Genomic DNA, 25,786 nt, shown 5'->3' with positions numbered 1-25,786 from the left:
CCGGGCGAAGCTGATGGCGCGCGGGCCATGCCTGCCACCGCCACCGCCGCCCCCGCACCCTGTCACCCGCCCGGACCTCAGACCTTCTGCCTATGTGGCATGGCGATTGCTTGACATCGGGTGACCTTGGACCCCGGCGACAGGATTTCCGCGATGAACACGCTCAGCCTGGATATCCGCATCCTGCGCTCGCTGCAGAACGTGGCCGAGACCGGCAACATCACCGAGAGCGCGCGCCGGCTCGGCCGCACCCAGCCGGCCATCACGCTGCAGCTGCAGCGGCTCGAGGACATCTGCGGCTTCAACCTGTTCCGCAGCGAGGGCCGCCGCATGCTGCTCACCCCCGACGGCGCGCTGGTGCTTTCCTACGCCAACTCGATCATCCGGCTGCACGACGAGCTGATCTCGCGGCTGCAGGCGCCCGACGTCGAGGGCCAGGTGGTGCTCGGCACGCCCGATCTCTACGCCGCCTTCATCCTGCCCTCGGTGCTGGCGCTGTTCCGCCAGGCCTTCCCGCGGGTGCAGGTGCAGCTGCAGTGCTCGCTGTCGACGCCGCTGGTCCGCCTGGTGCATCGCGGCGAGGTCGACCTGGCGCTGGTCACCCGGATGAACGATTTCTCCGGCGGCCGCGTCGTGCGGCAGGAACAGCTGATCTGGATGACTGGAGACAACTCCTCCGCCCATATGGAGACGCCGGTGCCGCTGGCGCTGCTGCCGCCCGGCAACATCTACCGCGACCACGCCATCGAGTGCCTGGAGACCGTGCAGCATCCCTGGCGCATCGCCTGCGTGAGCGAGAGCGTCAGCGGGCTGCAGGCGGCCGTCTTCGCCGGCATGGCCGTCACCGTGCTCGGCCGCAGCGCGCTGGTGCCGGGCATGCGCGAGATCGTGCGCGGCCCGGACTATCCGGCGCTGCCGAAGGTCGACCTGCTGCTCTACAAGGCGCCGGGAACCAAGTCGGCCGCCGCCAACGCGCTGCACGACTACCTGGCGCATTACCTGCCGCTCGGCCCGGGCACCGACTTCCTCAAGCCGCTGCAGGCCGCAGCCCAGGGCCGCGACACGGCCGCCGACGCCGACGCCGAATGAGCGCCTGTGCCGCCCCCACCGGCGGCGGACAGGGGCGGCACCGGCGCGTTCCGGAGAAAATAGAAAAATATTTCACCCCCTCCCCGTCCGCGATTTGCCTGCGGCAGACCTTCGACTGCCGATCCATCGATCAATTCCCTGCCTTTACAGGGCTCTCTGAAGCAAATTTGTGCAGTGCATGATGAAAAAAGCATCATATTTGCGGTGCTTATGGATGGCATTTTCATTTCTCATTTTGTGATCTCGCGAAATATTCGTCTAGTCGCCGTGGCAGAGCAGCCTCTCGTTCTCGAAACAGGGAAATGTGCACGATGACCAAGTCAAAGACCATCTCAAGACGCAACCTGCTCAAGGCAGGCGCAGCCGCGGCCGGCGCGGCCGCCGGATCCGGCGTGATCACCGGCTTCCCGACGATCTGGGCGCAGGAAATCAAGGACATCGAACTTCGCCATGTCGGCGTCTCCTATTCGGTGGTCAAGGCCATCGGCGACCAGGCGGCCAAGGATCTCGGCTTCAAGGTGACGATGCAGAATCTCGACACCTCGGCGTCGATCAACCGCTTCATCACCCAGCCCAACTCCGTCGACATCGCGGACCTCGAGGGCTGGCAGGCCAAGCTCGCCGCCAAGCGCGGCATCATCCAGGGCATCGAGGCCAAGAGGATCAAGCAGTTCGACAACTTCCTGCCGATCTTCACCAAGGGCGAACTCGAAGGCAGCCAGATCGCCAACCAGGGCATCTCGCCCTTCGCGGCACTCTATCTCGAGAAGAAGGATTCGACCGAGCTGCACGCGGGCGTCGCCGAGTGGCTCACCAACGTGCCGCAGGTCTACAACGCCGATTCCATCGGCTACCGCCCCGATCTGGTCGATCACCCGGTTACCGAATGGAAGGACCTGATCGACCCGAAATACAAGGGCAAGGCCGCCATCCTCGACGTGCCCGCCATCGGCATCATGGATGCGGCGCTGTGCATGGAGAGCGCCGGGCTGGTGCAGTACGGCGACAAGGGCAACATGACCAAGGAGGAGATCGACAAGACCATCGACAAGCTCATCGAGCTCAAGCGCGACGGTCATTTCCGCGCCACCTGGACCACCTTCGACCAGTCGGTGCAGCTGATGGCGGCCGGCGAAGTCGTCATCCAGTCGATGTGGTCACCGGCTGTCGCCGCCGTTCGCACCAAGGACATTCCCTGCGTCTACGCACCCGTCAACAAGAAGGACGGCAAGGAAGGCTATCGCGGCTGGTGCAACGGCATGGGGCTGATGAACCATCTCGAAGGCAAGAAGCTCGATGCCGCCTACGAGTACATCAACTGGTACCTCGAAGGCTGGCAGGGCGCCTTCGTGTCGCGCTACGGCTACTACAGCCCGGTGCCCTCGACCGCCAAGAAGTTCATGACCGATACCGAATGGGCCTACTGGTACGAAGGCAAGCCAGCGCCGGAAGCGATCACCGATCCCTACGGCCTGCCGATGGAGAAGGCCGGCACGGTTCGCGACGGCGGCTCCTTCGTCGAGCGCGTGACCAACATCTCGTGCTGGAACACGCTGATGGACGAGGCCGCCTACATGAACAAGCGCTGGAACGACTTCAAGGTCGCCTGACCGCGCAGACCCCGACCGCCGCGTCCCGGGCACATCGGCCCGGGGCGCAGACCCCGCCGGACCGCCGGTCCGGCGTCCCGCAAGCCCCGGAGTGCCCGTGATGAAACTGAGCAGGAACATGACCGGCTGGCTGAACGTCACACCGCTTCTCGCGGTGCTCGTCCCCTTCTTCATCGTGCCGATCCTCGTCGTCTCCGTCGCCAGCGTCATGCAGACCGACGGCTATGGCGGCATGTTCATGGATTTCACGCTCGGCAAATATCTCGATGTCGCCACTTCGGCGCTCACCTACAATCTCTATTTCGCGACCATCAAGTTCGCGCTGCTGACGCTGGTGTTCTCGGCCTTCATCGGCTTCTGGGTCGCCTATTTCCTGGTCTTTCATGTCCGCAGCAAGCTGATTGCCATGGGGCTGTTCCTGGTCTGCACGGTGCCGTTCTGGACCTCGAACATCATCCGCATGATCTCGTGGATCCCGCTGCTCGGCAAGGAAGGCCTGGTCAACCAGGCGCTGCTCGGAGCCGGGCTCATTCACCAGCCGCTCGAGTTCCTGCTCTATTCAAGCTTCGCGGTGGTGGTCGCCTATGTGCACCAGCTCACCATCTTCATGATCGTGCCGATCTTCAATTCCATGGCCCGCATCGACAAGCGGGTGATCGAGGCAGCGCTCGATGCGGGCGCCGGCCGCTGGGACATCATGCGGATGATCGTCATTCCGATGTCGAAGAGCGGGATCGCGCTCGGCGCCATCTTCGTCGTCTCCATCGTCATGGGTGACTTCTTCGTCGTCAAAGTGATGTCGGGCGGCGGCACGGCCTCCGTGGTCGGCGCCTTCTACGAGGACATCAGCGTGCTGCAATACCCAACCGCCGCGGCGAGCGCGGTGATCCTGACCATCATCGTCATGCTGATGGTCGCCGTCATCCTCCGCGTCGTCGACATCCGCAGGGAGATCACGCTGTGACCGCTCCGATCTCCGCCAGGACAGGCACGACGATGATGAGACGCAAGGTCCGCAAGAGTTCGGATCGTCCCTGGACCTTCTATGTGCTCGCCAGCTTCTTCGCGCTCTATGTGATCGCTCTCTACGGCCCTATGATCTCGATCTACATCCTGTCCTTCCAGGATGTGCAGGGCGGGCTGGTGTTCCCGATGCGCGGCGTCTCGCTCTACTGGTTCAACGAGCTGATCATGCAGACCCGCGCCGGCGATGTCAGCGGCGCCTTCAGCCGATCGATGTATCTGGCGGTCTCGGTCACGGTGATCACCGTCGTCGTCTCGTTCATGGCCGGCATGGCCTTCCGCAGGCGCTTCCGGGGCGACACGATCGTCTTCTACCTGATGATCGCGAGCCTGGTTGCGCCCGGCCTCGTCCTCGGCATCGGCATCGGCCTCGGCTTCAACATGCTCGGGATCGAGACCAGCTGGTACACCTCGGCGCTCGGCGCGCAGCTCTCATGGACGCTGCCCTTCGGCATCCTGGTGATGTTCGCGGTGATGTCGCGGCTCAACAATGACTGGGAGGAAGCGGCCCGCGACCTCGGCGCCTCGCGCGCCCAGACCATCATTCTGGTGATCCTGCCGATCCTCGCCCCGGGGCTGATCGCCGTCGCCCTGTTCGGCTTCACCCTGTCCTACGACGAATTCGCCCGCACACTGCAGACCGCCGGTCCGCTCAACACGCTGCCGCTCGAAATCTGGAGCATGACGCTCAATGTGACGTCGCCTTCGCTCTATGCGCTCGGCACAGTGTCGACGGTGGTGTCCTTCATCATCATCGGCGTCAGCCTCGGCTCGATCGTCATGCTGCAACGGCGCAGCGCGGCGCGCCTCAACAATGCCAAATGAAATGGAGAAGCCGGTGAGCACAGGAAAAGGCGACATCGAGCTCGCCGGAGTGGCCAAGAGCTACGATGGCAGCACCTACGCCGTGGACGGGATCAACCTGAAGATTCCCGATGGCGCCTATTGCTGCCTGCTCGGACCGTCGGGCTGCGGCAAGAGCACGATCCTGCGCATGATCGCCGGCCACGAGGACCCGACGGTGGGCGAGATCCTGATCGGCGGCGAGGACGTGGTCGGGCTCGACCCGGTGGAACGGCGCACGGCGATGATGTTCCAGTCCTATGCGCTGTTTCCGCATCTGAGCGTACGCGACAACATCGCCTTTGCGCTCAGGGTGCGCGGGATGGCCAAAGGCGCGCGCGACGACAAGGTCGACGCGATGATCGAGAAGGTGCAGCTCGGCGAATTCGCCAACCGGCTGCCGGCGCAGCTGTCCGGCGGCCAGCAGCAACGCGTGGCGCTGGCCCGCGCCGCCATCACCGAGCCGCGCGTGCTGCTGCTCGACGAGCCGTTGTCGGCGCTCGACGAGCATCTGCGCATCAAGATGCGGGCGGAACTGAGCCGCATGCAGCGCGATCTCGGCATCACCTTCATCCATGTCACCCACACCCAGATGGAGGCGATCGCGCTCGCCGACATGGTCGTGGTCATGGACAAGGGCCAGATCCGCCAGGCCGCCCCCGCCCCCGAGGTCTATGCCAGGCCCAGGGACCGCTATGTCGCCGAGTTCATCGGCGGGCAGAACGTGCTGTCGGGCACCATCGGCCAGGTCAACGGCGTCCGCGCAACGCTCGCCGGCGCCCGGTTCAGCGCCATCAACATTCCCATCGTCCAGAGCCGCAGGCTCGAAAGCGGGCAGATGCTCGACATCGCCGTCCGCCGCGACGACATCGATCTCCTGCGCCCCGGCGGGGCCGGCGTGCCGGAAGGCTCGACCGCCATCGAAGGCTCTGTGATCGGCGTCGAATACCAGGGGAATTTCGTCAAGGTGATGCTGGAGGCCGGCGGCGAGGACGAGTTCGTCGCCTATGTGCCGGAACGCCGCTTCTTCGAAGACGCCCTGTCCATCGGCGATCGTGTCCTCGCCGTCTGGCAGATCGACCATGCCCACCTGCTCGCCTGATACCGGAGTATTCGAATGAAAATCTCGTTTGTCCTCAATGACCGCCCCACCACCGTCGAGGTGGAGCCGTCCATGCTTCTGAGCGAAGTGATCCGCGAAACCCTGTCGATGACGGGAACCCATGTCGGCTGCGACACGTCGCAGTGCGGCGCCTGCGTCGTTCATGTGAACGGGAAATCAGTGAAAAGCTGCACCCTGCTCGCGCCCGCTGTCGAAGGCGCCGACATCCGCACCGTCGAGGGACTGTCGGGCGACACCGGCCCGCTGCATCCCATGCAGCAGGCCTTCCGAGACAATCACGGCCTGCAATGCGGCTTCTGCACGCCCGGCATGCTGATGGCGGCGCTGGACCTGGTCAGCCACAACCCGGACCCGGCCGAAAGCGACATCCGTGAGTGGCTCGAAGGCAATATCTGCCGCTGCACCGGCTACCAGAACATCGTCAAGTCGGTCATCGCGGGCGCCGCCGCCATGCGGCAAGCATCCTGAGGGAGAACACCATGTCGGAAGTCATCGGAATCGGATCGTCACCCAAGCGCAAGGAAGATGCCCGCTTCGTCCGCGGCCGCGGCAATTATGTGGCCGACATCAAGCGGCCGAACATGCTGGTCGGCGTCTTTCACCGCTCGGAGCACGCCCACGCCATCCTGAAGTCGGTGGATGTCTCGGCCGCTCTCGCGGTGCCCGGCGTTCGCGCCGTCTTCACCGGCGAGGACATGAAGGCCGACAATGTCGGCGGACTGCCGGTCGGCTGGGGCATCAAGGGCAAGGACGGCGAACCGATGAAGGAGCCGCCGCATCCGCCGATGGCGCACGGCAAGGTGCGCTATGTCGGCGACGCGATTGCCTTCGTCGTCGCCGAGACCGAGGAACAGGCGCAGGCAGCATCGGAACTGGTCGTGGTCGACTACGAGGTGCTTCCCGCCGTCGTCGGTCTTGTCGACGCGCTCAAGCCGGGCGCGCCCGCCATCTACGACGAGGTCGAGAACAATCTGTGCTGCGACTGGCATCTGGGCGACGCGCCCGCAGTGGAGGCCGCCTTCCGCAGCGCCGCCCATGTCGCCTCCATCGAACTCGTCAACAACCGCCTCATCGGCAATCCGCTCGAACCGCGAGCGGCGATCGGCGAATACGATTTCGCCACCGGCCAGTACACGCTGTGGACGACCAGCCAATTCCCGCATGTGGTCCGGCTGCTGATGGGCGAAATGGTGCTGCACATCCCGCAGCACAAGCTGCGCGTCGTCGCCCCCGATGTCGGCGGCGGTTTTGGCGTCAAGCAGTTCCACTACGCGGAAGAAGCAGTGGTCACCTGGGCGGCGGGCAGGCTTGGCGGCGCGGTCAAATGGGTGTGCCAGCGTTCCGAAGGCTTCGTCTCCGACGCCCACGGCCGCGACCATGTCACCGAGGCCGAACTGGCGCTCGACGAGGCCGGCAAGTTCCTCGCCATGCGGGTGAAGACGCTCGCCAATATGGGCGCCTATCTCTCCACCTTCGGCCCCAACATTCCGACCAATCTCTACGCGCCGCTGCTCTCGGGCGTCTATGTGATCCCGTCGATCTATTGCGAGGTCAAATGCGTCTTCACCAACACTGTGCCGGTCGACGCCTATCGCGGCGCCGGACGGCCCGAAGCGACCTTCGTGGTCGAGCGGCTGGTGGACTTGGCGGCGCGCGAGATGGGGATCGACAAGATCGAGATCCGCAAGCGCAACATGATTTCCCGCGAGTCCTATCCCTACCAGACGCCGGTGCTGGTCGAGTATGACAGCGGCGACCCGAGGGGCTGCCTCGATCGCGCCGAGGTGCTGGCCGATGTCGCGGGCTTCGAGGCCCGCCGCGCCGAGGCCGCAAGCCGCGGCAAGTATCTCGGCCTCGGCATCTCCACCTATGTCGAGGCCTGCGGACTGGCGCCCTCGCGCCTTGCCGGCCAGCTCGGCGCCCGCGGCGGCCTCTACGAGAGCGCCACCGTCCGGGTTCACCCCTCGGGCGTTGTCACCGTGCTGATCGGCACCCACAACCACGGCCAGGGCCACGAGACCACCTTCGCCCAGATCGTCTCGGACCATCTCGGCGTGCCCTTCGAGGATGTCAGCATCGTCTGCGGCGACACCGACCGGGTGCAGTTCGGCATGGGCACCTACGGCTCGCGCTCGCTGGTGGTGGGCGGCGCGGCACTCGCCAAGGCCAACGACAAGGTGATCCTGAAGGGCCGCAAGATCGCCGCCCACCAGCTCGAGGCGGCGCTCGACGACATCATCTTCGAGAAGGGCGAATTCTCGGTCGCCGGCACCGACCGCAAGAAGAGCTTCGTCGAGATCGCGGGCTCGGCCTATGTGCCGTTCGACTATCCGCTCGAAACGCTTGAACCGGGCCTCGAGGAACAGGCCTTCTACGATCCGGTCAACTTCACCTATCCCGGCGGCGCGCATTTCGCCGAGGTGGAGATCGATCCGGAAACCGGGGTCGTCACCATCATGCGCTACACGGCGGTCGACGATGTCGGCACGGTGATCAACCCGATGATCGTGCACGGGCAGCTGCACGGCGGCATCGCGCAAGGCATCGGCCAGGCGCTGTTCGAGCATGGCGTCTACGACCAGACCTCGGGCCAGCTCTTGTCAGGCTCGTTCATGGACTACTGCATGCCGCGGGCCGACAATCTGCCGAACTTCCTGCTCGAGCAGCATTCGACCACCTGCACCCACACCCCGATGGGCGTGAAGGGCTGCGGCGAATGCGGCACGATCGGCTCGCCGGCGGCGATCATCAGCGCGGTCGTCGATGCGTTGAAGCCGCTCGGCGTCAGCCATGTCGACATGCCGGCCACGCCCAATCACATCTGGAACATCATCCGCAGCTCGAGCGCCCGGCTCGCGGCGGAATAGGAGAGCCGACATGAAACCTTTCGCCTATCACAAGCCCGACAGCGTCAGCGCCGCGGTCGCCCTGCTGGCGGCGCATGCCAACGCCGTGCCGCTCGCCGGCGGCATGACGCTGGTGCCGACGATGAAGCAGCGGCTGGCCGGACCCGATCATATCGTTGACCTTTCCGGGATCGCGGGCCTGTCCGGCGTTTCCATGGATGGCGGGACGCTGGTCATCGGCGCCTCGACCCGGCATGCCGACGTGGCGTCCTCCGAGCTGGTGCTGGCGAAGCTGCCGGCGCTGGCAAGGCTCGCCGGCCGCATCGGCGACCAGCAGGTGCGCCACCGCGGCACCATCGGCGGCTCGATCGCCAACAACGATCCGGCGGCCGACTATCCGGCGGCGGTGCTGGCGCTCGGCGCCGACATCGTCACCGACCGGCGCAGCATTCGCGCCGATGACTTCTTCATCGACATGTTCGAAACGGCGCTCGAGCCGGGCGAGATCGTCACCTCGGTGCGGTTTCCCCTCCCCGATGCCGCCGCCTACTGCAAGTTCGCCAACCCGGCGTCGCGCTATGCGCTGGCGGGCGTCTTCGTCGCCAAAACCGGCGACGCCGTCCGGGTGGCGGTGACGGGAGCGGCGTCGGCGGTGTTTCGCGCCGGCGACATCGAGACGGCGCTCAGCGAGAGCTTCGAGCCGTCGGCCCTGGAGCGGATCTCGATCGACGCCTCCGGACTGATGGCCGACATCCACGCCGACAGCGAGTACCGGGCGCAGCTGGTCATGGTCATGGCGCGGCGCGCGGTGGCGATGGCGCTCAGCCCGGGCTAACCGGCGCTGCCGGACGCCCCGGCGCACCCCGACCCAGCGACTGTCGCGCAGCCATTGCCCTCGCCCCGGCGACGGCCGGCCAGGCGGGCCTGCGCTCGGTTCGCCTTCTCTTCGAGCGGTCGGACGCCGCCGTCGCCCGATCGCCCACCCCATTGACGCGGAGGACACGCCAGGTGCAGCACGAACAACCCGACGGCGCGGCGCCCGAATTCGGCCGGCTCGACCAGGCCGGCAGGGACGCGGCCTACAACAATTCGCAGGCCGTCGCCGACAGTGCCGAGCGGCTCGAGGACTGGACGCGGCGCAGCGCCGTCTGCCGGGCGCTGCCGTCGACGCGCCGCGACATCCGCTACGGCGACAGGCCCAACAACTGCCTCGACTATTTCGCCACGGAGGCAGCCGGGGCGCCGCTGTTCATCTTCATCCATGGCGGCTACTGGCAGCGCAACAGCAAGGAGGTCTTCGGCTTCGTCTCCACCGGCCCCTGTGCCGCTGGCATCAATGTCGCCACTATCGGCTACACGCTGGCCCCCGAGGCCAGTCTGTCCGACATCGTCGCCGAGGTCTTCCGCGCGATCGATGCGATCGTCGCGCTCGCCGGCGACCTGGGCTTCGATCCGGCCAGGGTGCATGTCGGCGGCTGGTCGGCGGGCGGGCATCTGGCCGCGCTCTCAGCCGAGCGGCCGTGCGTGCGCGGCGTCATGCCGATCAGCGGCATCTTCGATCTCGAACCGATCGTGCTCACCTATCTCAACCGCGACCTGCAGCTGCGGCCCTTCGAGGTGCGGTCGCTGGCGCCGATCCAGAACCTCACCAGGCGCGACTTACCGATGCGGCTGTTCGTCGGCGGCGCCGAACTGCCGGAACTGCAGCGTCAGTCGCGGATCTATGCCGCAGCCGCCCGCGCCGCGGGGCTCGACGTCTCGATGACCACGCTGCCCGATCTCAACCACTATACCATCATGGAGGAGTTCGCCGCCCCGGACGGTCTGCTCACCCGAGGGCTGCTCGACCTCGTCGGGGGCGGGACCGGCTCCTGAGACGCCCTGCCGGATCCGCGGCTCACGCCAGCTGCCTCGGCTCCATCACCCGGATGCCGAGGGAGACGAACTTCTCCTCCACATCCAGATTGTACTGGGCAACGGTGCGGAGCAGCCATTGCCGGAAGCGCTCCTCGGCCGGGCTCAGCCTGACGCCCCGCGGACGGTACATCGCGTAATTCTGGTAGCTGCGCATCCCGACCTTGACCGGCGCGATCAGCTGCCCGGACTGGATCGCGCTCAGGCACAGAAAACTGTCGCCGATGGTGATGCCGGTTCCGGCAATGGCGGCGGAAAGACACAGCGTCGTCTCATTGAATGTCGTGTGGCTTGCCGCCGGTCCGGGGGCTTCGATGCCCGCGACGTCGAACCAGTGCTTCCAGGGATCGTAATTGCCGTCGATCAGGAAATGCGCCGCCTTCAGCGATCCGTCGGGGGCCACATGGCGCAGCCCGTAGGCGGCGGTGCAGACGGGAATGTCGATCCAGTTGCACAGTGTCTCGGCGACGAGTTCGTCGCCCTCGAAGCAGCCGTTCTCGCCGTAGAAGATGCGAAAACTGAAATTCTCGCTCATGTTCAGCCGGCCGTTCTTCTCGGCAGTGATCTCGATGGAGATGCCCGGATTGGCAATGAGGAACTGGCCGATGCGCTCGGCCAGCCAGGAGGAGGCAAAGTCGCGCTCGACCAGCACCCTCACCTTGTTGTCGTGCCGGCCGCGTTCCGCGATGCGCTGGGTGGTGACGGCAATCAGGTCGAAGGCCTGACGCAACCCGCTGTACAGCTCCTGGCCGTCCCGGGTGAGCTGGCAACCCGCCGATGAGCGGTCGAACAGCCGGCAATCCATGGCCGCCTCGAGCAGCCGGATCTGCTTGCTGATCGCCGGCCGGGTAACATTGAGTTCGCGGGCGGCGTCAACGAAGGTGCCATGCCGCGCGGCAGTCTCGAACGCGCGAAGCGCGGAAAACGAATAGATCTGCACGGGCTGTCCTTCCGAGGGGTAACCTCAGGTTACCGTAGGGGAATATTGTTCGCTTCGCAATCGGGCTCTCCCGACCTAGCCTGTGCGGGTTGACGCAATCACTTCCAGGAGAGACGCCGCGCATGACCACACCGATCAGTTTCAATGCCGCAGGACCCCAGGGCTGGGCCGGTACCGACAATGTGGCGCAGCCGACCGCGGAGCTGATCGAGGGCAATCCTGTCGGTCTCGATCATGCCTATTTCACCCGGCCCGAGGCCGGCGTCCGGGCCGGCATCTGGCGATCGGAAGCCTATACCGAATTCTACGAGAGTTATCCCTGCGACGAGTTCATGTGCGTGCTGTCGGGCTCCGTCACCATCGAGAGCGACTCGTTCAGCCAGACCTATCGCCAGGGCGACGCATTCCTGATCCCGAAGGGATTCAGAGGCTTCTGGAGACAGACGGAAGCGATGCAAAAATACTATGTCATCATCGAATGACGCGGTGATGAGCATGGGAAAGCCAGTCTCAGGAGCCGGTTCGACCGCGGGCACGCGCGAGTCGGTGGGGGAGTTCGACTATGTCATCGTCGGCGCCGGCTCCGCCGGATGCGTGCTCGCCAACCGTCTTTCGGAAGATCCTGCCGTGCGGGTTCTGGTGCTCGAAGCGGGGGGCAGCGACCGCTCTGTCTTCGTCGCGATGCCGTCCGCCCTTTCGATCCCGATGAACACCAGGCGCTTCAACTGGGGCCTGAGGACCGAGCCCGAACCCGGTCTTGACGGCCGTGTGATGAACCTGCCGCGCGGCAAGGGACTTGGCGGCTCCTCCTCGATCAACGGCATGTGCTACGTTCGCGGCAATCCGATGGATTTCGAGCTCTGGAGCGCGCTCGGCGCGGAGGGCTGGCACTGGGCCAATGTCCTGCCCTACTACAAGCGCATGGAAGGCGTGGATGCTGCCTCGGACATGCGCGGCGGCAACGGTCCGCTGCGCGTCACCAGGGGCAGGATGCAGAACCCGCTCTACCAGGCATTCGTCGACGCGGCGGGCCAGGCCGGCTATGCGCTCAGCGCCAACATGAATGACCTGCAGCACGAGGGCTTCGGCCCGATGGAGATGACCGTCGGCAACGGGCGGCGATGCAGCGCCGCCGTCGCCTATCTCCGCCCTGCCCTCAAGCGCGGAAACGTCACGCTCATCACCCACGCGCTGACCGAGCGCGTCATCCTTGACGGCCGCAAGGCGACGGCGGTCGCGTTCAGCAGTCACGGCAGGTCCTACGTCGCGCATGTGGCCAGGGAGGCCCTGATCTGCGCCGGGTCGATCATGTCGCCCGTCATCCTCAAGCGCTCCGGCATCGGACCGGCCGCGGAGCTTGCCAGCCACGGCATTCCCGTTACAGCCGACCGGCAGCAGGTCGGCGAGAACCTGATGGACCACCTGGAAGTCTATGTGCAGCAGGAATCGAAGCTTCCGGTCACGCTCTATTCGTCGATGAACGCGGTGTCGAAACTGATGCTCGGGGCGCGCTGGATGCTGACGAAGTCCGGGCTCGGCGCCAGCAACCACTTCGAATCCGGCGGACACATCCGCAGCCGCGCCGGCATCGTGTATCCGGACATCCAGTTCCACTTCCTGCCGCTGGCGATATCCTACGACGGCAGCGCCCTGGCCGACGGCCACGGCTACCAGGTTCATGTCGGCACCAAGCGCTCCAAGAGCCGTGGCTGGGTCAGGCTCGGCAACGCCGACCCCGCCAGCACCCCCAGGGTGCGCTTCAACTACATGAGCCACCCCGACGACTGGATGGAGATGCGCGCATCCATCCGCCTTGCCCGCGAGATCCTTGAACAGCCGGCCCTGTCGCCCTATCGTGGCCGCGAACTTGCGCCGGGCAGTCAGTGCCAGTCCGATGCTGCACTGGACCAATTCATCCGCGAAAAGGTCGAAAGCGCCTATCATCCCTGCGGCACCTGCCGGATGGGCAGCGACGCGGATGCGGTGGTGGACCCGGAGTGCCGCGTCAACGGCCTTCAGAACCTGCGGGTGATCGACAGCTCGATCATGCCGCAGGCCACGGCCGGAGATCTCAACGCACCCACCATCATGCTGGCGGAACGGGCATCGGACCTGATCCGCGGCAGAGTTCTGGCGGGCATCCCGGATGCTCGGCTGCTGGCCGACCCGGAATGGGCCACGCGCCAGCGTTCGGGCCAGATCACCAGGGACTACGCCGGTCAACGGGACCTGCTGCGCGAGCAGCTGCTCCAGGAATCCAAAACAAGAAGGGAACAGACGTCATGAACATCAGGAATTTGCTCTGCACCGCCGCATTCTGCGCGGTCGCAGGTCTCGGAGCGGGACATGCTTCGGCAGCGGAGTCTCAGGACACGATCAAGATCGCGCTGAACGAGTGGACCGGCCAGCAGCTCTCGGCCCGCATCGCCGCCGAACTGCTCAGGAAGATGGACTACAAGGTGGAGCTGGTGACGGCCGGCGGCCTGCCGCAGTTCACCGCGATGGCCAAGGGCGAGCTGCATGCCAATCCGGAAGTCTGGGACAACAGCATCACCGATATCTACACCAACGGCCTTGCCTCGGGCGAACTGGTCAATCTCGGCGATCTCGGCCTGAAGCCGCGGGATGGCTGGATCTATCCTCCCTACATGGCCGAGCTCTGCCCCGGCCTGCCCTCCTATCAGGCCCTGTACGACTGCACCCAGGCGTTCTCGAATGCCGAGACCTTTCCGGATGGCCGGTTGATCGCCTATCCCGCGGACTGGGGAACGCGGTCGCAGCAGCTGGTCGCCGCGCTGGAGCTGCCGTTCAAGGCCGTCCCGGGCGGCAGCGAAGGAGCCATGATCGCAGAACTCAAAGGCGCCATTGCCGCCAAGCAGCCGATCGTGATGATGATGTGGGAACCGCACTGGATCTTCTCGCAGATGGATCTCAACTGGGTCGAATGGGACGCATCCGACGGCAATTGCGTCGAGAGCGAGGAAAGCCGCGGCAAGGCCTGCGGCTTCGCCCAGGCCCATGTCAACAAGATCGTCTCGGCGTCATTTCCGGACAAATGGCCCAATGCGGCGAAGTTCATGGAAAAATACACCCTCACCAATGACGAGCAGAGCCGGCTGATCTTCGAGGTGGACCAGGATCACCGGCCGATCGAGGAGGTCGTGGCCGAGTGGATCGATCAGAACAAGGACAAGTGGTCCGTCTGGACCGCACCCTGAGCGGAGATTGCCGACACCGCTGCGGCCGGGACAGAACAAGGTGGACATCATGACGACCCGCGACAATGCCCCGGCCGCAATCAAGCTCTCGGCCCGACATCTGTGGAAGGTGTACGGGCCGGGGGCGGACGGCTTCTTCGACAGCACCGGCCCGCGGCTGGGCGCCGAGCAGTCACTGCGCGAGATGCGCGCGCACGGCCACATGCCGGCCGTCATCGATGTGAGCTTCGATGTCCGCGAAGGCGAGATCTTCGTCATCATGGGCCTTTCGGGATCGGGCAAGTCGACGGTGATCAGATGCCTGTCGCGACTGGTGGAGCCGACCCATGGAGAGGTGAAACTCGACGGCGAGGACCTGCTGGGCAAATCCACGGCCGAACTGATCGAGATCAGGCGCCACAAGATGGGCATGGTGTTTCAGAACTTCAGCCTGCTGCCGCATCTGACCGTGTTCGAGAACGTCGCCTTTCCGCTCAAGCTGCAGGGGCTCGGACTGAAGGACCGGCGCCGGCGCGTCGAGCACGTCATTGCCCTGGTCGGGCTCGAGGGTCGCGAGAGCAGCTTCCCCGACGAGCTGTCCGGGGGGCAGCAGCAGCGGGTGGGGATTGCCCGGTCGCTGGCGGTGGAACCGGACGTCTGGCTGCTGGATGAGCCGTTCAGCGCGCTCGATCCGCTGATCCGCCGGCAGATGCAGGACGAGTTCCTGCGTATCCAAAACACATTGAAGAAGTCCATCGTCTTCATAACGCACGATTTTCTGGAGGCTTTGCGCATCGCCGACCGCATGGCGATCATGCGCGACGGCAGGATCGTCCAGATCGGCACGCCGCGCGAATTGCTGCTCAATCCGGCCGATGCCTATGTGGCGGAATTCACCTGCGACGTGCCCCGAAGCCGCCTGCTGACCGCCGGGGACTTTGCCGTTGCCGGTCCGGCGCAGGCTGCATCCATGGCAACCGTCGCGGGCGAGACCGGCTTCGACAGGCTCGTCGAACAGCTGGCACGCAATCCCGACGGACTGCAGGTCAATGACCGGCATGGCGCCCGGCTCGGCATCATCACGGCTGCATCGATGGTGCAGACCCTGGCTTCCTTCACGCCGGTCTCGCCGCATGCAAGCTGACCAGTCCCGCCTGTCGCCGCCGCTTCAACTGCCCGCAGCCGGATCGACCGTGCCGGCAGGCATGCTGCTTGTCGCCTTCGCGCTTGTCTGCGTTCTCCTGAGCGCGCGCTATCCCTGGCTGGTCCGGTTTCCGGCCGCAGCCGAACTGCCGGTCGCGGCCGCGTTCAACATGGCGCTTTCCGCTTTCGAGGCGCGCACCGAATCCGCCTTCAAGCTGGTCTCCCGCCTTCTCACCTCTCCCATGAGCATGGTGCGGACAGCGCTTCAGCTCACGCCCTGGAGCATGGTCGTTCTCGGCTTTGTCGCCATGGCCTGGCGAGCCGGGGGAATCGGCTTCGCGGCGTTCGTCGGGGCCAGCCTGCTCTATGTTCTCGGCATCGGGCTCTGGGAGCAGACGATGAACTCGCTGGCTCTCGTCATCCTCTCGGTGCCGATCTCGATCATCATCGGATTCGGCATCGGCTATCTGGCCTTCGCCTCGAAAAGGGCCGAGCGGCTGACCAATCCGCTGCTCGACATCCTGCAGACCGTTCCCGCCTTCGCCTATCTTCTGCCGCTGCTGCTGCTGTTCGGCTTCGGTCCGGTGGTGGGCCTCATCGCCAGCATCGTCTTCGCGTTTCCGGCGATGGTCCGCAACACCATGCTGGGCCTGCGCAACGTGCCTTCCGACATTCTCGAGGCGGGCGAGATGGCCGGCGCGACCGGCAGGCAGCTGTTCTGGCAGGTCCGCATTCCCTCTGCCCGCTACCAGCTTCTCGTCGGTGTGAACCAGACCACCATGGCGGCTCTCTCCATGGTGATCATCGCCTCGATCATCGGCGGGACCAACGACATCGGCTGGACCGTGCTGTCGGCGATGCGGAAGGCGGATTTCGGCTCCAGCATCCTGGCGGGCATCGTCATCGCCCTGCTGGCCATGATTCTCGACCGGCTGACCGCAGGCTTTGCGACAAGGGCGAAGACGCATCGCTCTCAGAAGGACATCCCGTTTCGTGCCTTCGCCGCACTCGTCGCTGCCGGGCTCATGGTGATGTACGGCGCCTCGACCCGCTTCGACCAGTTGGCGGCATGGCCGGCAGACTGGATCGCCGACCCCTCGGAATCGCTCAATCGGGGAATTGAAGCCCTTGTCCTGTTCACCCGGCCGGTCCTCGACGCGGTCAAGACCGGCATGCTCTTCTTCGTGATGCTGCCATTGAAGATCGGACTGCAGAAAGTGGTGGGACCGGCGAGCTGGGGATTCCAGCCCGGCATATGGCATGTCGTCGGATATGTCGCGCTCGCGGTCTCGGCTGCCTCGTTCGCACTGCTCAAGGGCCGCGACGTCGCCGCGTCGGCGATCCTGCTCGTCGCGATCCTGTTCTATGTCGGCCTGACCGGCCTGCCATGGCCGGTGATGGTCGCTGTTGTCCTGGCGCTGGGCTACCGGCTCGGCGGTCTGCGTCTGGTGGCGATCTCGGGCTTCGCGCTCGGCTTTCTGCTTCTCACCGGCAGCTGGCAGAAGGCCATGCTCTCGGTCTATCTCGGCTCCCTGGCGGTGATCCTATCCTTCGCGATCGGGTCCGCCCTCGGCGTGCTGGCCTCGGAGAACGAGACGTTCTCGCGGCTGATGCGGCCCGTCAACGACACGATGCAGACGATGCCGCAGTTCGTGCTGCTGATCCCGGTGGTGATGCTGTTTGCGATCGGTGACTTCACCGCGCTGATTGCGATCATCTTCTACGCCTATGTGCCGGCGTTCCGGTACGCGGAAGCCGGGCTGCGCCAGGTCGACGGCCGGGTCGTGGAAGCGGCGACCAGTCTGGGGACGACGCGCCTGCAGAGGCTGGTTCACGTCAAGCTGCCGCTCGCCATTCCCAACCTGATGCTCGGCCTCAACCAGACCATCGTCTACGGCATCGGCATGCTGGTCATCGCGGCGCTGGTGGGAACGAGCGACCTCGGCCAGGAGGTCTATATCGGGCTGAGCGCCGGAAATTTCGGCCAGGGCATGGTCGCGGGCCTCGGCATGGCGGCCATCGCCATGCTGGCCGACAGCTTCTGCAAGGCCTGGCAGCGCCACTATCGAACCCGCATCAGAAACGGATGACAAGATGAAACTGATCTATTCGGACGCCCATCGCGACCATGCCGGCGCCAAGGAAATGCGCTATGACCAGATGATCCCGATGTGCGAGAGCCCGGAGCGCATGGACATGATCATGGAGGCACTCGCCGCGGCCGGGTTCAAGGATGTCGTGCAGCCCGCCCCGCACAGCCTTGAGGTGGCGCACCAGATTCACAGCCCCGCCTTCGTGAGCTTCCTCGAGAAGGCCTATCCGATGTGGGAGCGCGAATTCGGCCCCGGCGGATTCGCCACCGCCTACACGTTCGGAATGCGCGGCATGAACCAGGTCCCGAACGGCTCGATCCACTCGATGCTGTCATGCTACACCTTCGATGTCTGCGTGCCGTTCGTCAAAGGCACATGGACCGCGATCCGCTCGGCGATGGATGTGGCGCTGACGGGTGCGAGCCTGATGGCCAAAGGCGAGGCTGCCGTCTTTTCGCTGTGCCGCCCGCCGGGGCATCACGCGTCCGGCGATCTTGCCGGCGGGTACTGCTACATGAACAATGCGGCCATCGCCGCCCAGGCCCACCTCAACAACGGCGCCGGGCGGGTGGCGATCCTCGACATCGACTATCACCACGGCAACGGCACGCAGACCATCTTCTATGGTCGAAAGGACGTGTTCTTCGCCTCGCTCCATTGTCGGCCGGAGGAGGAGTATCCGTTTCTGCTCGGCTATGCGACCGAACGCGGCGAAGGGGAAGGACAGGGCTACAACCTCAACCTCCCCATGCCGCGCGGCACGGATTACGGCGTCTGGTCCGCATCGCTGCTGACGGCCATCGATGCGATCCGTGCGCTGGCGCCCAGCGTGCTCATCGTGTCGCTCGGCGTGGACACCTACGAGGGAGATCCGGTGGGCGGCTTCAGGCTCGCAAGCCAGGACTATCTCGACATCGGACGACAGATCGCCGGCCTGGAGCTGCCGACGCAGTTCGTCATGGAGGGCGGCTACGCGATGGAGGCGCTCGGAACGAACGTCGCCAATGTGATCCGCGGCTTCACCCGGGATGGAGAGATCTGAGGCCAGCCCCGCGCCCGAGGCCGACGGCATCAGGAAGACCCTGGCGACGCCGGCCGGAGGATGGTTCCCACAGACCGAATCGGCCAACAGCGTTACGTCCCGGGGCTGAAACACCAGGCGGCCGGAGGCCGGGTCAGCGGCTCCGAAGGCGGGAGGCGAATTCGGCTGCCTCGACGAGGGCCCCGGACAGCAGGCCTGTCCGGTGCCCCAGGCGCTCCAGCAGTTCGAACACCTTGAGGGTGTCGACATTGCCCCTGGCGCCGGGCGCATAGGGGCAGCCGCCCAGTCCGGCGATCGAACTGTCGAAGACCCGCAGGCCCTTCTCGAGGCTCACCTCGATGCTCTCGAGGGCGCGACCGTTGGTATCGTGAAAATGGCCCGCCAACCTTCGGGCCGGCGCAACCCCCAGGACGGCGTCGAGCATGGCGGCGACCGAGTCCGGCCGCCCCTTTCCCACCGTATCGCCGAGGCTCACTTCATGGCAGCCCAGGGCAAGCAGCCCGGACGTCACCCTCGCAACTGCTTCCGGCGCCACGGCGCCCTCATAGGGACACTCCACCACGCAAGAGACATAGCCGCGCATCGGCATGCCGGCCGCCTTCGCAGCCACCGCCACCGGCCGAAACCGCTCCAGGCTCTCGGCGATCGAGCAATTGATGTTCTTGCGGCTGAACATCTCGGACGCCGAGGCAAAAATGGCGACCTCATCGGCCCGCGCGGCATGGGCCTGTTCGAATCCCCGCAGGTTCGGCGTCAGCACCGAGTAGACCGTTCCCGGCCGCCGCGTGATGCCCCCAAGCACTTCGACGGCGTCGGCGAGCTGCGGGATCCATTTCGGCGAGACGAAACTCGTCACCTCGATGCGCCCCAGACCGCAGCCGGACAAACGGTCGACGAGCTCGATCTTCAGCGCGGTATCGACGAACGTCTTCTCGTTCTGCAGGCCGTCGCGCGGGCCCACCTCCACAAGCGTTACGTCCCGCTCAGCCATGAGCCTCACCGCACCAGTTCCGGAAGCCAGGTGACCATTCCGGGAAACGCCACGCAGATCAGCAGGCCCACCAGTTGCAGGACAAAGAACGGCGCGATGCCCCGGTACACGATCCCCATGCCCATCTCGCGCGGCAAGGTCCCCTTTATGTAGAACAGCGTGTAGCCGAAGGGCGGGCTGATATAGCCCATCTGGATGGTGACGGCGAACAGCACTCCGAACCAGATCGGATCGAAGCCATAGAACTGGACCACCGGAAGGAAGACCGGAACGGTCAGCAGGATGATGCCGATCTCGTCAAGGACCGTTCCGAGGAAGACCAGGATCAGCATCATCAGCGCCAGCACGACATAGGGATTGGCGTCCAGGCCTTCCAGCAGCCCAAGCAGGGTGTCGGCGCCCCCGAGCCCGGTGAAGATCGCCACATAGGCCTTCGCGCCCAGGGTGATCCACAAGATCATGCCCGAAACTTTCAGTGTGCCGATGGCGGTGTCTCCGAGCGCCGCAAGGGTCAGATTGCCGCGGGTCAGAGCCGCGATCGCTGCCCCCAGCACGCCCACTGCGGCCGCTTCCGTCGGTGTGGCGACCCCGAAGAAGATCGAGCCGAGCACCATGACGATGATCATGGCGGGGAGAATGAGCGTCCAGAGCGAGCGAAGCTTTTCACCCCAGCTGGCGCGGCGGACATCCTTCGGATCGGGGACGCGATCGGGCATGAAGATGCTCACGCCGACGATATAGGCGATGTAAAGACCGCCCAGCAGCAGGCCGGGAACGATGCCTGCGATCAGCATCTTGCCGATCGAGACCTGCGCCGTCACCGAGTAGACGATGGTCAGCACCGAGGGCGGAATGAGAATGCCGAGCGTGCCCGAGGCACAGATGGTGCCGGTCGCCAGCCGCGGATCGTAGCCGCGCTTGAGCATTTCCGGCAGCGCCAGGATGCCCATGGCGGTGACCGCGGCGCCGACCACACCGGTCATCGCCGCCATCACCAGGCAGATCACCACGGTGCCGATGGCAAGACCGCCGCGGACCCGGCCGAACCACAGTTCCATGGCGTGGTAGAGATCCTTGATCACATCGGAACGCTGCAGCAGCAGCGCCATGAAGATGTAGAGCGGAATGCCCAGCAGCGCTTCGGAATGCATGGTGTCGAACATCTGCAGCACCACGATGACCAGCGCGTCAGAGTTCCAGAACATCACGGTGAACAGGACGGAGAGCCCGCCCAGAACGAAGGCGACCGGGAGGCCGGCGAGCAGGAACAGGCTCAGCCCGCCGAACATGATGATGAGAATTGCCGTGGACGACATCAGCCGATCACCTCGGGATCAGACGCGACCTCATCCATGGTATGGGGATCGAAGAGGATGCGCAGCCATTCCGCCAGTGCCTGAAGGCCCAGCAGCAGCAGCGATATCGGCACGAAGAACTTGATCGGCCAGATCGGCGGGTTCCACGAGGAATAGGAGGTTTCGGCATATTCCCAGGACTGGAGCGCGAAGGGCACCGCATAGACGAGCAGTATGGCGCAGAAGGCGATGATGATCGGATAGTTGACGATCTCCAGCAGCCGGCGCGTGCGTGGACCCACGGCGCGCTGCACCAGATCCAGGTTCACATGTCCGCGGCTGTGCAGGAGATGGGGTCCGGCGAGCAGGAAATAGGGGCCGAAAAGCAGCGTCGCCAGCTCCATAGCCCAATCGGACGGGGCGTCGAACACATAGCGCGACACGACCGCGAACAGCATGGCCGGCACGATGACGAACATCAGCAGGCTCGCCAATCGAAACACGAGCCGGTTGAGCCGCGTGATGGCGGCGAGCATGAGGCTGACTGGCTTTGGCATGGCGTGCGGACCCGCATGGTAAGGGGACGGGACGCACCATGGTGTGGTGCGTCCCCCCGGGGCTTAGGACAGGAGACCGAGCTCTTTCATCTGTGCCATCTGCGAGTCCAGTATCTTGTTGGCAAGCGGGTCGTCCTTGGCCGCCTGGCGCCAGAGCTCCGCAGCCTTGACCCGGTTGGCATTCACGTCATCCTCCGCCAGCTCGATCACGGTCACGCCGCGTTCCTTGAACGTCGCAAGGGCGGTGGCATCGGTCTTGGTCTTGTTGATCTGATAGGCGTCGGAGACCTCCTTCGCCGCCTCGGCCAGCGCCTGCCGGAACTCGTCGGGCAACTGGTCGAACGCCGCCTGATTGGCAACATAGGAGGTCGCCGTTGTCGGCTGGTGCACGCCGGGCAGGATGATGAACTTCGCCACCTCGTCGAGACCCGCATCGAGGTTTGCCTGCAGATCGCCGCGATCCGCAAGATCGATCAGCCCCTTGTCTAGACCGGAATAGACCTCGGCGGTCGCAAGCGGCGTCACGGCCACGCCCAGACCACCCATCACGGTGGAGGCCAGACCGGTGAACCGACCCTTCTTGCCCTGAAAGTCGGCGACGGTGCGGATTTCCACCCGCGAGTGAATCGGCTCCTGGTCGTAGATCACCGGTGCGATGTAGTGCAGGCCGGCCGGCGCATAGGCCTCGCGGGCCATGTCGATGCCGCCCAGATCGTAGAACCAGGCCGCGTAGTCCTCGGACTTCTTGTAGCCGAATGGGATCGTGCTGGTGAAGGCATGGGCCGGGATCTTGCCGGCGGTATAGCCGTCAAAGGTCTTCATCAGCTCGAAGGCGCCGCCGCGGACCGCATCGAAGGACTGGGCGGGCGGAACGATCTGGCCAGCTGAAAACAGCTTGAGCTCGAATGCGCCGCCGGTCTTCTCGGCCACCTTCTGGACGAAGATCTCCTCGTACTGCTGCGGTGTCGTGCCGCCGTCCCAGAGCGACTGCATGCGCCAGGACACCTTGGTCCCCTGGGCGATAGCGGGCGTTGCAAACCTTGCGGATGCCGCGACAGCGACACCTCCGGCTGTGAGCTGCAACAGTGAACGTCTTGAAATCTTGATTGACATGTCTGCCTCCCTTTCGATGCGCCGGACATCCGGCAATTGGTCTACTCTTTGAGCTTGATGCTCGGGGCGCTCCCTGCCCCGGATACTGGTCGTCAGGCCTTGCGCAGCTCCGTGAGGATGTCCTGCGCACGCTCTACACGCACATCGTGGGTCTCGGCCAGTCGCTTGGAGACCAGTTCGATCTCCGAGCCGGTGGCTCCGGCAACGATGGCGATGTTTCTGGAGTGAAGCGCCATGTGGCCGCGCTGGATGCCTTCGGTGGCAAGCGCCCGCAGGGCGGCCATGTTCTGCGCAAGACCGACGGCAACGGCGATTTGCGCGAGTTCCGCGGCCGAACTGATCTTGAGAATCCGCAGCGCCAGCTGCGCCAGCGGATGGGTCTTGGTGGCGCCGCCGACAATGCCGACCGCCATCGGCATTTCCAGCGTGCCGACGAGCCGGCCCTGGCTGTCCTTTTCCCAGGTGCTGAGCGATGTGTAGTGCCCGTTGCGAACCGCAAAGGCGTGGGCTCCCGCCTCAATGGCGCGCCAGTCATTGCCGGTCGCGACGATCACCGGATCGATGCCGTTCATGATGCCCTTGTTGTGGGTGGCGGCACGATAGGGATCGATGGCCGCGAAATTGCAGGCTTCGACGATACGGTCGATGATCTCGGCGCCGGAAAACTCCTTGGTCTTCATCGCCTCCTCGGTGAGGCAGACCCGGGCTCGCGCCAGGCGCAGATCGGCGAGATTGGACAGGATCCTGAGCCGCACGGTGCCGCCGGTCAGTTCCTCGACCATGGGAGCGACCCGTTCGGCCATCGTGTTGACGGTGTTGGCGCCCATCGCATCACGGACATCGACGATGAGATGCATGACCACCATCGGCCCGCTCGGCGTCGAAGCAAACACATGCACTTCGATGTCGCGGCAGCCGCCACCAAGCCCGATCAGCACCTTGTCGCAGGCATTGGCCGCTTCGATGATCCCTGCCTTTTCAGAGAGGATTTTCAGCCGCGCGCCATGCGGATCGGAGAGGCCGACGAGCTGCACCTGCGCCCGCATCAACGGTTCGCTGACCGACGTTTCGAACCCGCCGCAATCGCGCGCGATGCGCGCCATGTAGGATGCCGCGGCGACCACCGACGGCTCCTCCACCACCATGGGAATGATGTAGTCACGGCCGTTGAGGGTGAAGTTGGCGGCGACGCCGATGGGGAGTTCGAACGTGCCGATGACATTTTCGATCATGCCGTCGGCGGTTTCCACCCGCAATGCCCCGGGAGTGGCCATCAGCGCCGTGTCCTGCTCGGAAAGGCCCGTGGTTTCGGCCACCTTCCGCCAGCGCTCGGCAGGAGTCAGATTTCGAAATCCCTCAAGGCGTGAGCTGCCTACACCGGAGTGCGCTTTCACTGTCTTCCTCCCATCGGACCACCCGGCCCGGCATTTTGTTGTGTCGCGCAATCGCAGCGACGTGTGTTTCGCGCAAATTTGCAGTATTGTACCATTCGATCAAGGTACAGTTGGGACCAGATCCCACAAGGTGTACCACTCCAATTTCGGAGACAGTCGGGAGGACGTGATGGCGGCGGAGACAAGCAAAATCGACGGGATCGTCGACAGGATCGCCCAATCGATAGATGGCGGCATCCTGCCGGTGGGAACCCGGCTGCGCTCGCTCCGGGCGGCGGCCGTGGAATACCGCGCGTCGAAAAACACGATCGTGGAGGCCTATGACCGGCTGGTGGCACGCGGCTATATCGAGCCCCGCCACGGCGCCGGCTTCTATGTCACCGCGTTGCGGAAGAAGCCCGCCGACCCGGTGACCGAACGACTGGCGGAGGCGGTGGACATCGCCTCGCTGTTGCGCGAACAGCTCGAGCAGAGCTTCAGCGTGCGGCTCGGCGATGGCAGGCCGCCTGCGGAATGGGTCGAGGGATCGGTGCTCAAAAGCCATCTCCGCAACATCGCCAGCGGCCAGCGATCGCTTTTCGAGCATGCCTACGAAAGCCCGATCGGCTTTGGGCCCCTCCGCGAAACCCTGTCGCGCATGCTCGCCGAACGCTCGATCGGCGCCCATCCCGATCAGTTCCTGCTGACGCTCGGCGCCAATCATGCGTTTGACCTGATTATCCGGCAGTACCTGCGCAAGGGCGACGCGGTGCTGGTGGACAGTCCGGGCTACTATCCGCTCTTTGCCAAGCTCAAACTTGCAGACACCAAAATCATCGGCATCCGCCGCGACGCCAGCGGCCCAAACCCGGAAGATCTGGCACAGAAGGCGCGCGAAAGCGGCGCCCGGCTGTTCTTCACCCAATCGCTTGCCCACAATCCGACCGGCGGATCGCTGCATCTCGGCCGTGCCCACGAGATCCTTCGGGTCGCGGAGATGCTGGATCTGACCATTGTCGAGGATGACGCCTTCGGCGACCTGATGCCGGCGACAGCACCCAGGCTGGCGGCGCTCGACCAGTTGCGCCGGGTAATCTATGTCGGCACCTTCGCAAAGATCCTTTCCGCCAGTCTGCGCGTCGGCTATGTCGCGGCGTCCCCGGATGTCATCGCCCATCTCGTGACCATGAAGATGCTGACCATCGTCAACAGTTCCGGTTATGTCGAACGCATCGTCCACGCGGTGCTCAGCGACGGCCATTACCGCCATCACCTCAAGCGGCTGACCCGAAGGGTGCAGGAAGCCCGCCTCGCCGCGGTCAAAATGCTTCGCGGCACCCATTTGCGCACCGAGATCGAGGAGGCGGAAGGCTATTATCTGTGGGTGGCGCTGCCGGAGGGCATGGACGACATCGAACTCACCCGGACGGCTGCCAGGGAGAGCATCTTCCTGGCGCCGGGTTCGGTCTTCGAAGCCGACGCCAACCGCTCACCGCAGCGGCATCTGCGGCTCAACATCGCCTATGTCAGCGATCCCCGCTTTCATGATTTCGCCAGGCGCGAGATCCACAAGGCAGCGCGCTGAGCGTCGCAG

22 protein-coding genes are annotated in these 25,786 nt (G+C 65.0%); 16 read left to right on the top strand and 6 right to left on the bottom strand.

Translation table 11 applies throughout. The features are described from left to right. Positions 1-153: 153 nt before the first annotated feature. The 9 genes from DFR52_RS02365 to DFR52_RS02325 all read left to right on the top strand — a co-directional run bounded on the left by DFR52_RS02365 (position 154) and on the right by DFR52_RS02325 (position 10,409). On the top strand, positions 154-1,089 hold the full coding sequence (locus DFR52_RS02365; protein WP_110030303.1) for a LysR substrate-binding domain-containing protein: 936 nt from the start codon (positions 154-156) through the stop codon (positions 1,087-1,089). Between the two features lie 311 nt (positions 1,090-1,400). Further along, positions 1,401-2,699, top strand: coding sequence for an ABC transporter substrate-binding protein (locus DFR52_RS02360; protein WP_425351125.1), 1,299 nt, complete (start codon positions 1,401-1,403; stop codon positions 2,697-2,699). Positions 2,700-2,799: 100 nt separating this feature from the next. Beyond that, a complete protein-coding gene (locus DFR52_RS02355; RefSeq protein WP_110030301.1) occupies positions 2,800-3,663 on the top strand; it encodes an ABC transporter permease in 864 nt (287 codons plus the stop codon). Between the two features lie 32 nt (positions 3,664-3,695). Continuing rightward, positions 3,696-4,547, top strand: coding sequence for an ABC transporter permease (locus DFR52_RS02350; protein WP_110030300.1), 852 nt, complete (start codon positions 3,696-3,698; stop codon positions 4,545-4,547). A 13-nt stretch (positions 4,548-4,560) separates the two neighbouring features. Continuing rightward, complete coding sequence (locus DFR52_RS02345) at positions 4,561-5,667, top strand: ABC transporter ATP-binding protein (protein ID WP_110031084.1); 1,107 nt, start codon at positions 4,561-4,563, stop codon at positions 5,665-5,667. Between the two features lie 15 nt (positions 5,668-5,682). Then, on the top strand, positions 5,683-6,156 hold the full coding sequence (locus DFR52_RS02340) for a (2Fe-2S)-binding protein (protein ID WP_110030299.1): 474 nt from the start codon (positions 5,683-5,685) through the stop codon (positions 6,154-6,156). An 11-nt stretch (positions 6,157-6,167) separates the two neighbouring features. After that, the gene (locus DFR52_RS02335) at positions 6,168-8,555 is read left to right on the top strand and encodes a xanthine dehydrogenase family protein molybdopterin-binding subunit (RefSeq protein WP_110030298.1); all 2,388 of its coding nucleotides are present in this window, start codon (positions 6,168-6,170) and stop codon (positions 8,553-8,555) included. A gap of 10 nt (positions 8,556-8,565) precedes the next feature. Beyond that, complete coding sequence (locus tag DFR52_RS02330) at positions 8,566-9,369, top strand: FAD binding domain-containing protein (protein ID WP_110030297.1); 804 nt, start codon at positions 8,566-8,568, stop codon at positions 9,367-9,369. A gap of 173 nt (positions 9,370-9,542) precedes the next feature. Continuing rightward, positions 9,543-10,409, top strand: a complete 867-nt coding sequence (locus DFR52_RS02325) for an alpha/beta hydrolase (RefSeq protein ID WP_110030296.1) — start codon at positions 9,543-9,545, stop codon at positions 10,407-10,409. Between the two features lie 22 nt (positions 10,410-10,431). Here DFR52_RS02325 and DFR52_RS02320 read toward each other — a convergent pair whose 3' ends face one another. Then, on the bottom strand, positions 10,432-11,388 hold the full coding sequence (locus DFR52_RS02320; RefSeq protein WP_110030295.1) for a LysR family transcriptional regulator: 957 nt from the start codon (positions 11,386-11,388) through the stop codon (positions 10,432-10,434). Positions 11,389-11,510: 122 nt separating this feature from the next. Here DFR52_RS02320 and DFR52_RS02315 point away from each other — a divergent pair, with 122 nt between their 5' ends. From DFR52_RS02315 to DFR52_RS02290, 6 genes are read left to right on the top strand one after another with little or no spacing between them, the layout of a single operon-like run. Continuing rightward, positions 11,511-11,870, top strand: a complete 360-nt coding sequence (locus DFR52_RS02315; protein WP_110030294.1) for a cupin domain-containing protein — start codon at positions 11,511-11,513, stop codon at positions 11,868-11,870. Between the two features lie 13 nt (positions 11,871-11,883). Next, positions 11,884-13,674 (top strand): choline dehydrogenase, encoded by a 1,791-nt coding sequence (betA, locus tag DFR52_RS02310; RefSeq protein WP_110031083.1) that lies wholly within the window; start codon positions 11,884-11,886, stop codon positions 13,672-13,674. After that, a complete protein-coding gene (locus tag DFR52_RS02305; protein ID WP_158284836.1) occupies positions 13,671-14,606 on the top strand; it encodes an ABC transporter substrate-binding protein in 936 nt (311 codons plus the stop codon). The genes betA and DFR52_RS02305 overlap by 4 nt, the downstream gene beginning before the upstream one ends. 49 nt (positions 14,607-14,655) lie before the next feature. Next, complete coding sequence (locus tag DFR52_RS02300) at positions 14,656-15,729, top strand: quaternary amine ABC transporter ATP-binding protein (protein WP_110031082.1); 1,074 nt, start codon at positions 14,656-14,658, stop codon at positions 15,727-15,729. Continuing rightward, on the top strand, positions 15,719-17,818 hold the full coding sequence (locus tag DFR52_RS02295) for an ABC transporter permease (protein WP_158284835.1): 2,100 nt from the start codon (positions 15,719-15,721) through the stop codon (positions 17,816-17,818). The genes DFR52_RS02300 and DFR52_RS02295 overlap by 11 nt, the downstream gene beginning before the upstream one ends. Positions 17,819-17,822: 4 nt before the next feature. Next, a complete protein-coding gene (locus DFR52_RS02290) occupies positions 17,823-18,863 on the top strand; it encodes a histone deacetylase family protein (protein WP_210205748.1) in 1,041 nt (346 codons plus the stop codon). 133 nt (positions 18,864-18,996) lie between these two features. On the opposite strand, the gene DFR52_RS02285 is transcribed toward DFR52_RS02290, so the two are convergent. The 5 genes from DFR52_RS02285 to DFR52_RS02265 all read right to left on the bottom strand — a co-directional run bounded on the left by DFR52_RS02285 (position 18,997) and on the right by DFR52_RS02265 (position 24,213). Next, on the bottom strand, positions 18,997-19,854 hold the full coding sequence (locus tag DFR52_RS02285) for a hydroxymethylglutaryl-CoA lyase (RefSeq protein WP_110030291.1): 858 nt from the start codon (positions 19,852-19,854) through the stop codon (positions 18,997-18,999). Between the two features lie 5 nt (positions 19,855-19,859). Continuing rightward, positions 19,860-21,170, bottom strand: a complete 1,311-nt coding sequence (locus DFR52_RS02280; RefSeq protein ID WP_110030290.1) for a TRAP transporter large permease — start codon at positions 21,168-21,170, stop codon at positions 19,860-19,862. Beyond that, on the bottom strand, positions 21,170-21,706 hold the full coding sequence (locus DFR52_RS02275) for a TRAP transporter small permease subunit (RefSeq protein WP_110030289.1): 537 nt from the start codon (positions 21,704-21,706) through the stop codon (positions 21,170-21,172). Before DFR52_RS02275 ends, DFR52_RS02280 begins: the two co-directional genes overlap by 1 nt. A gap of 63 nt (positions 21,707-21,769) precedes the next feature. Further along, complete coding sequence (gene dctP, locus DFR52_RS02270; RefSeq protein WP_245415160.1) at positions 21,770-22,699, bottom strand: TRAP transporter substrate-binding protein DctP; 930 nt, start codon at positions 22,697-22,699, stop codon at positions 21,770-21,772. Between the two features lie 212 nt (positions 22,700-22,911). Further along, positions 22,912-24,213 (bottom strand): hydroxymethylglutaryl-CoA reductase, degradative, encoded by a 1,302-nt coding sequence (locus tag DFR52_RS02265; RefSeq protein ID WP_110030288.1) that lies wholly within the window; start codon positions 24,211-24,213, stop codon positions 22,912-22,914. 169 nt (positions 24,214-24,382) lie between these two features. Here DFR52_RS02265 and DFR52_RS02260 point away from each other — a divergent pair, with 169 nt between their 5' ends. Further along, positions 24,383-25,777 (top strand): aminotransferase-like domain-containing protein, encoded by a 1,395-nt coding sequence (locus DFR52_RS02260; RefSeq protein ID WP_110030287.1) that lies wholly within the window; start codon positions 24,383-24,385, stop codon positions 25,775-25,777. The last annotated feature ends 9 nt before the right edge of the window (positions 25,778-25,786 follow it).

The organism is Hoeflea marina (assembly GCF_003182275.1).
GTDB classification, from domain to species: domain Bacteria; phylum Pseudomonadota; class Alphaproteobacteria; order Rhizobiales; family Rhizobiaceae; genus Hoeflea; species Hoeflea marina.
This window is presented reverse-complemented; position numbering and strand designations above follow the sequence as displayed.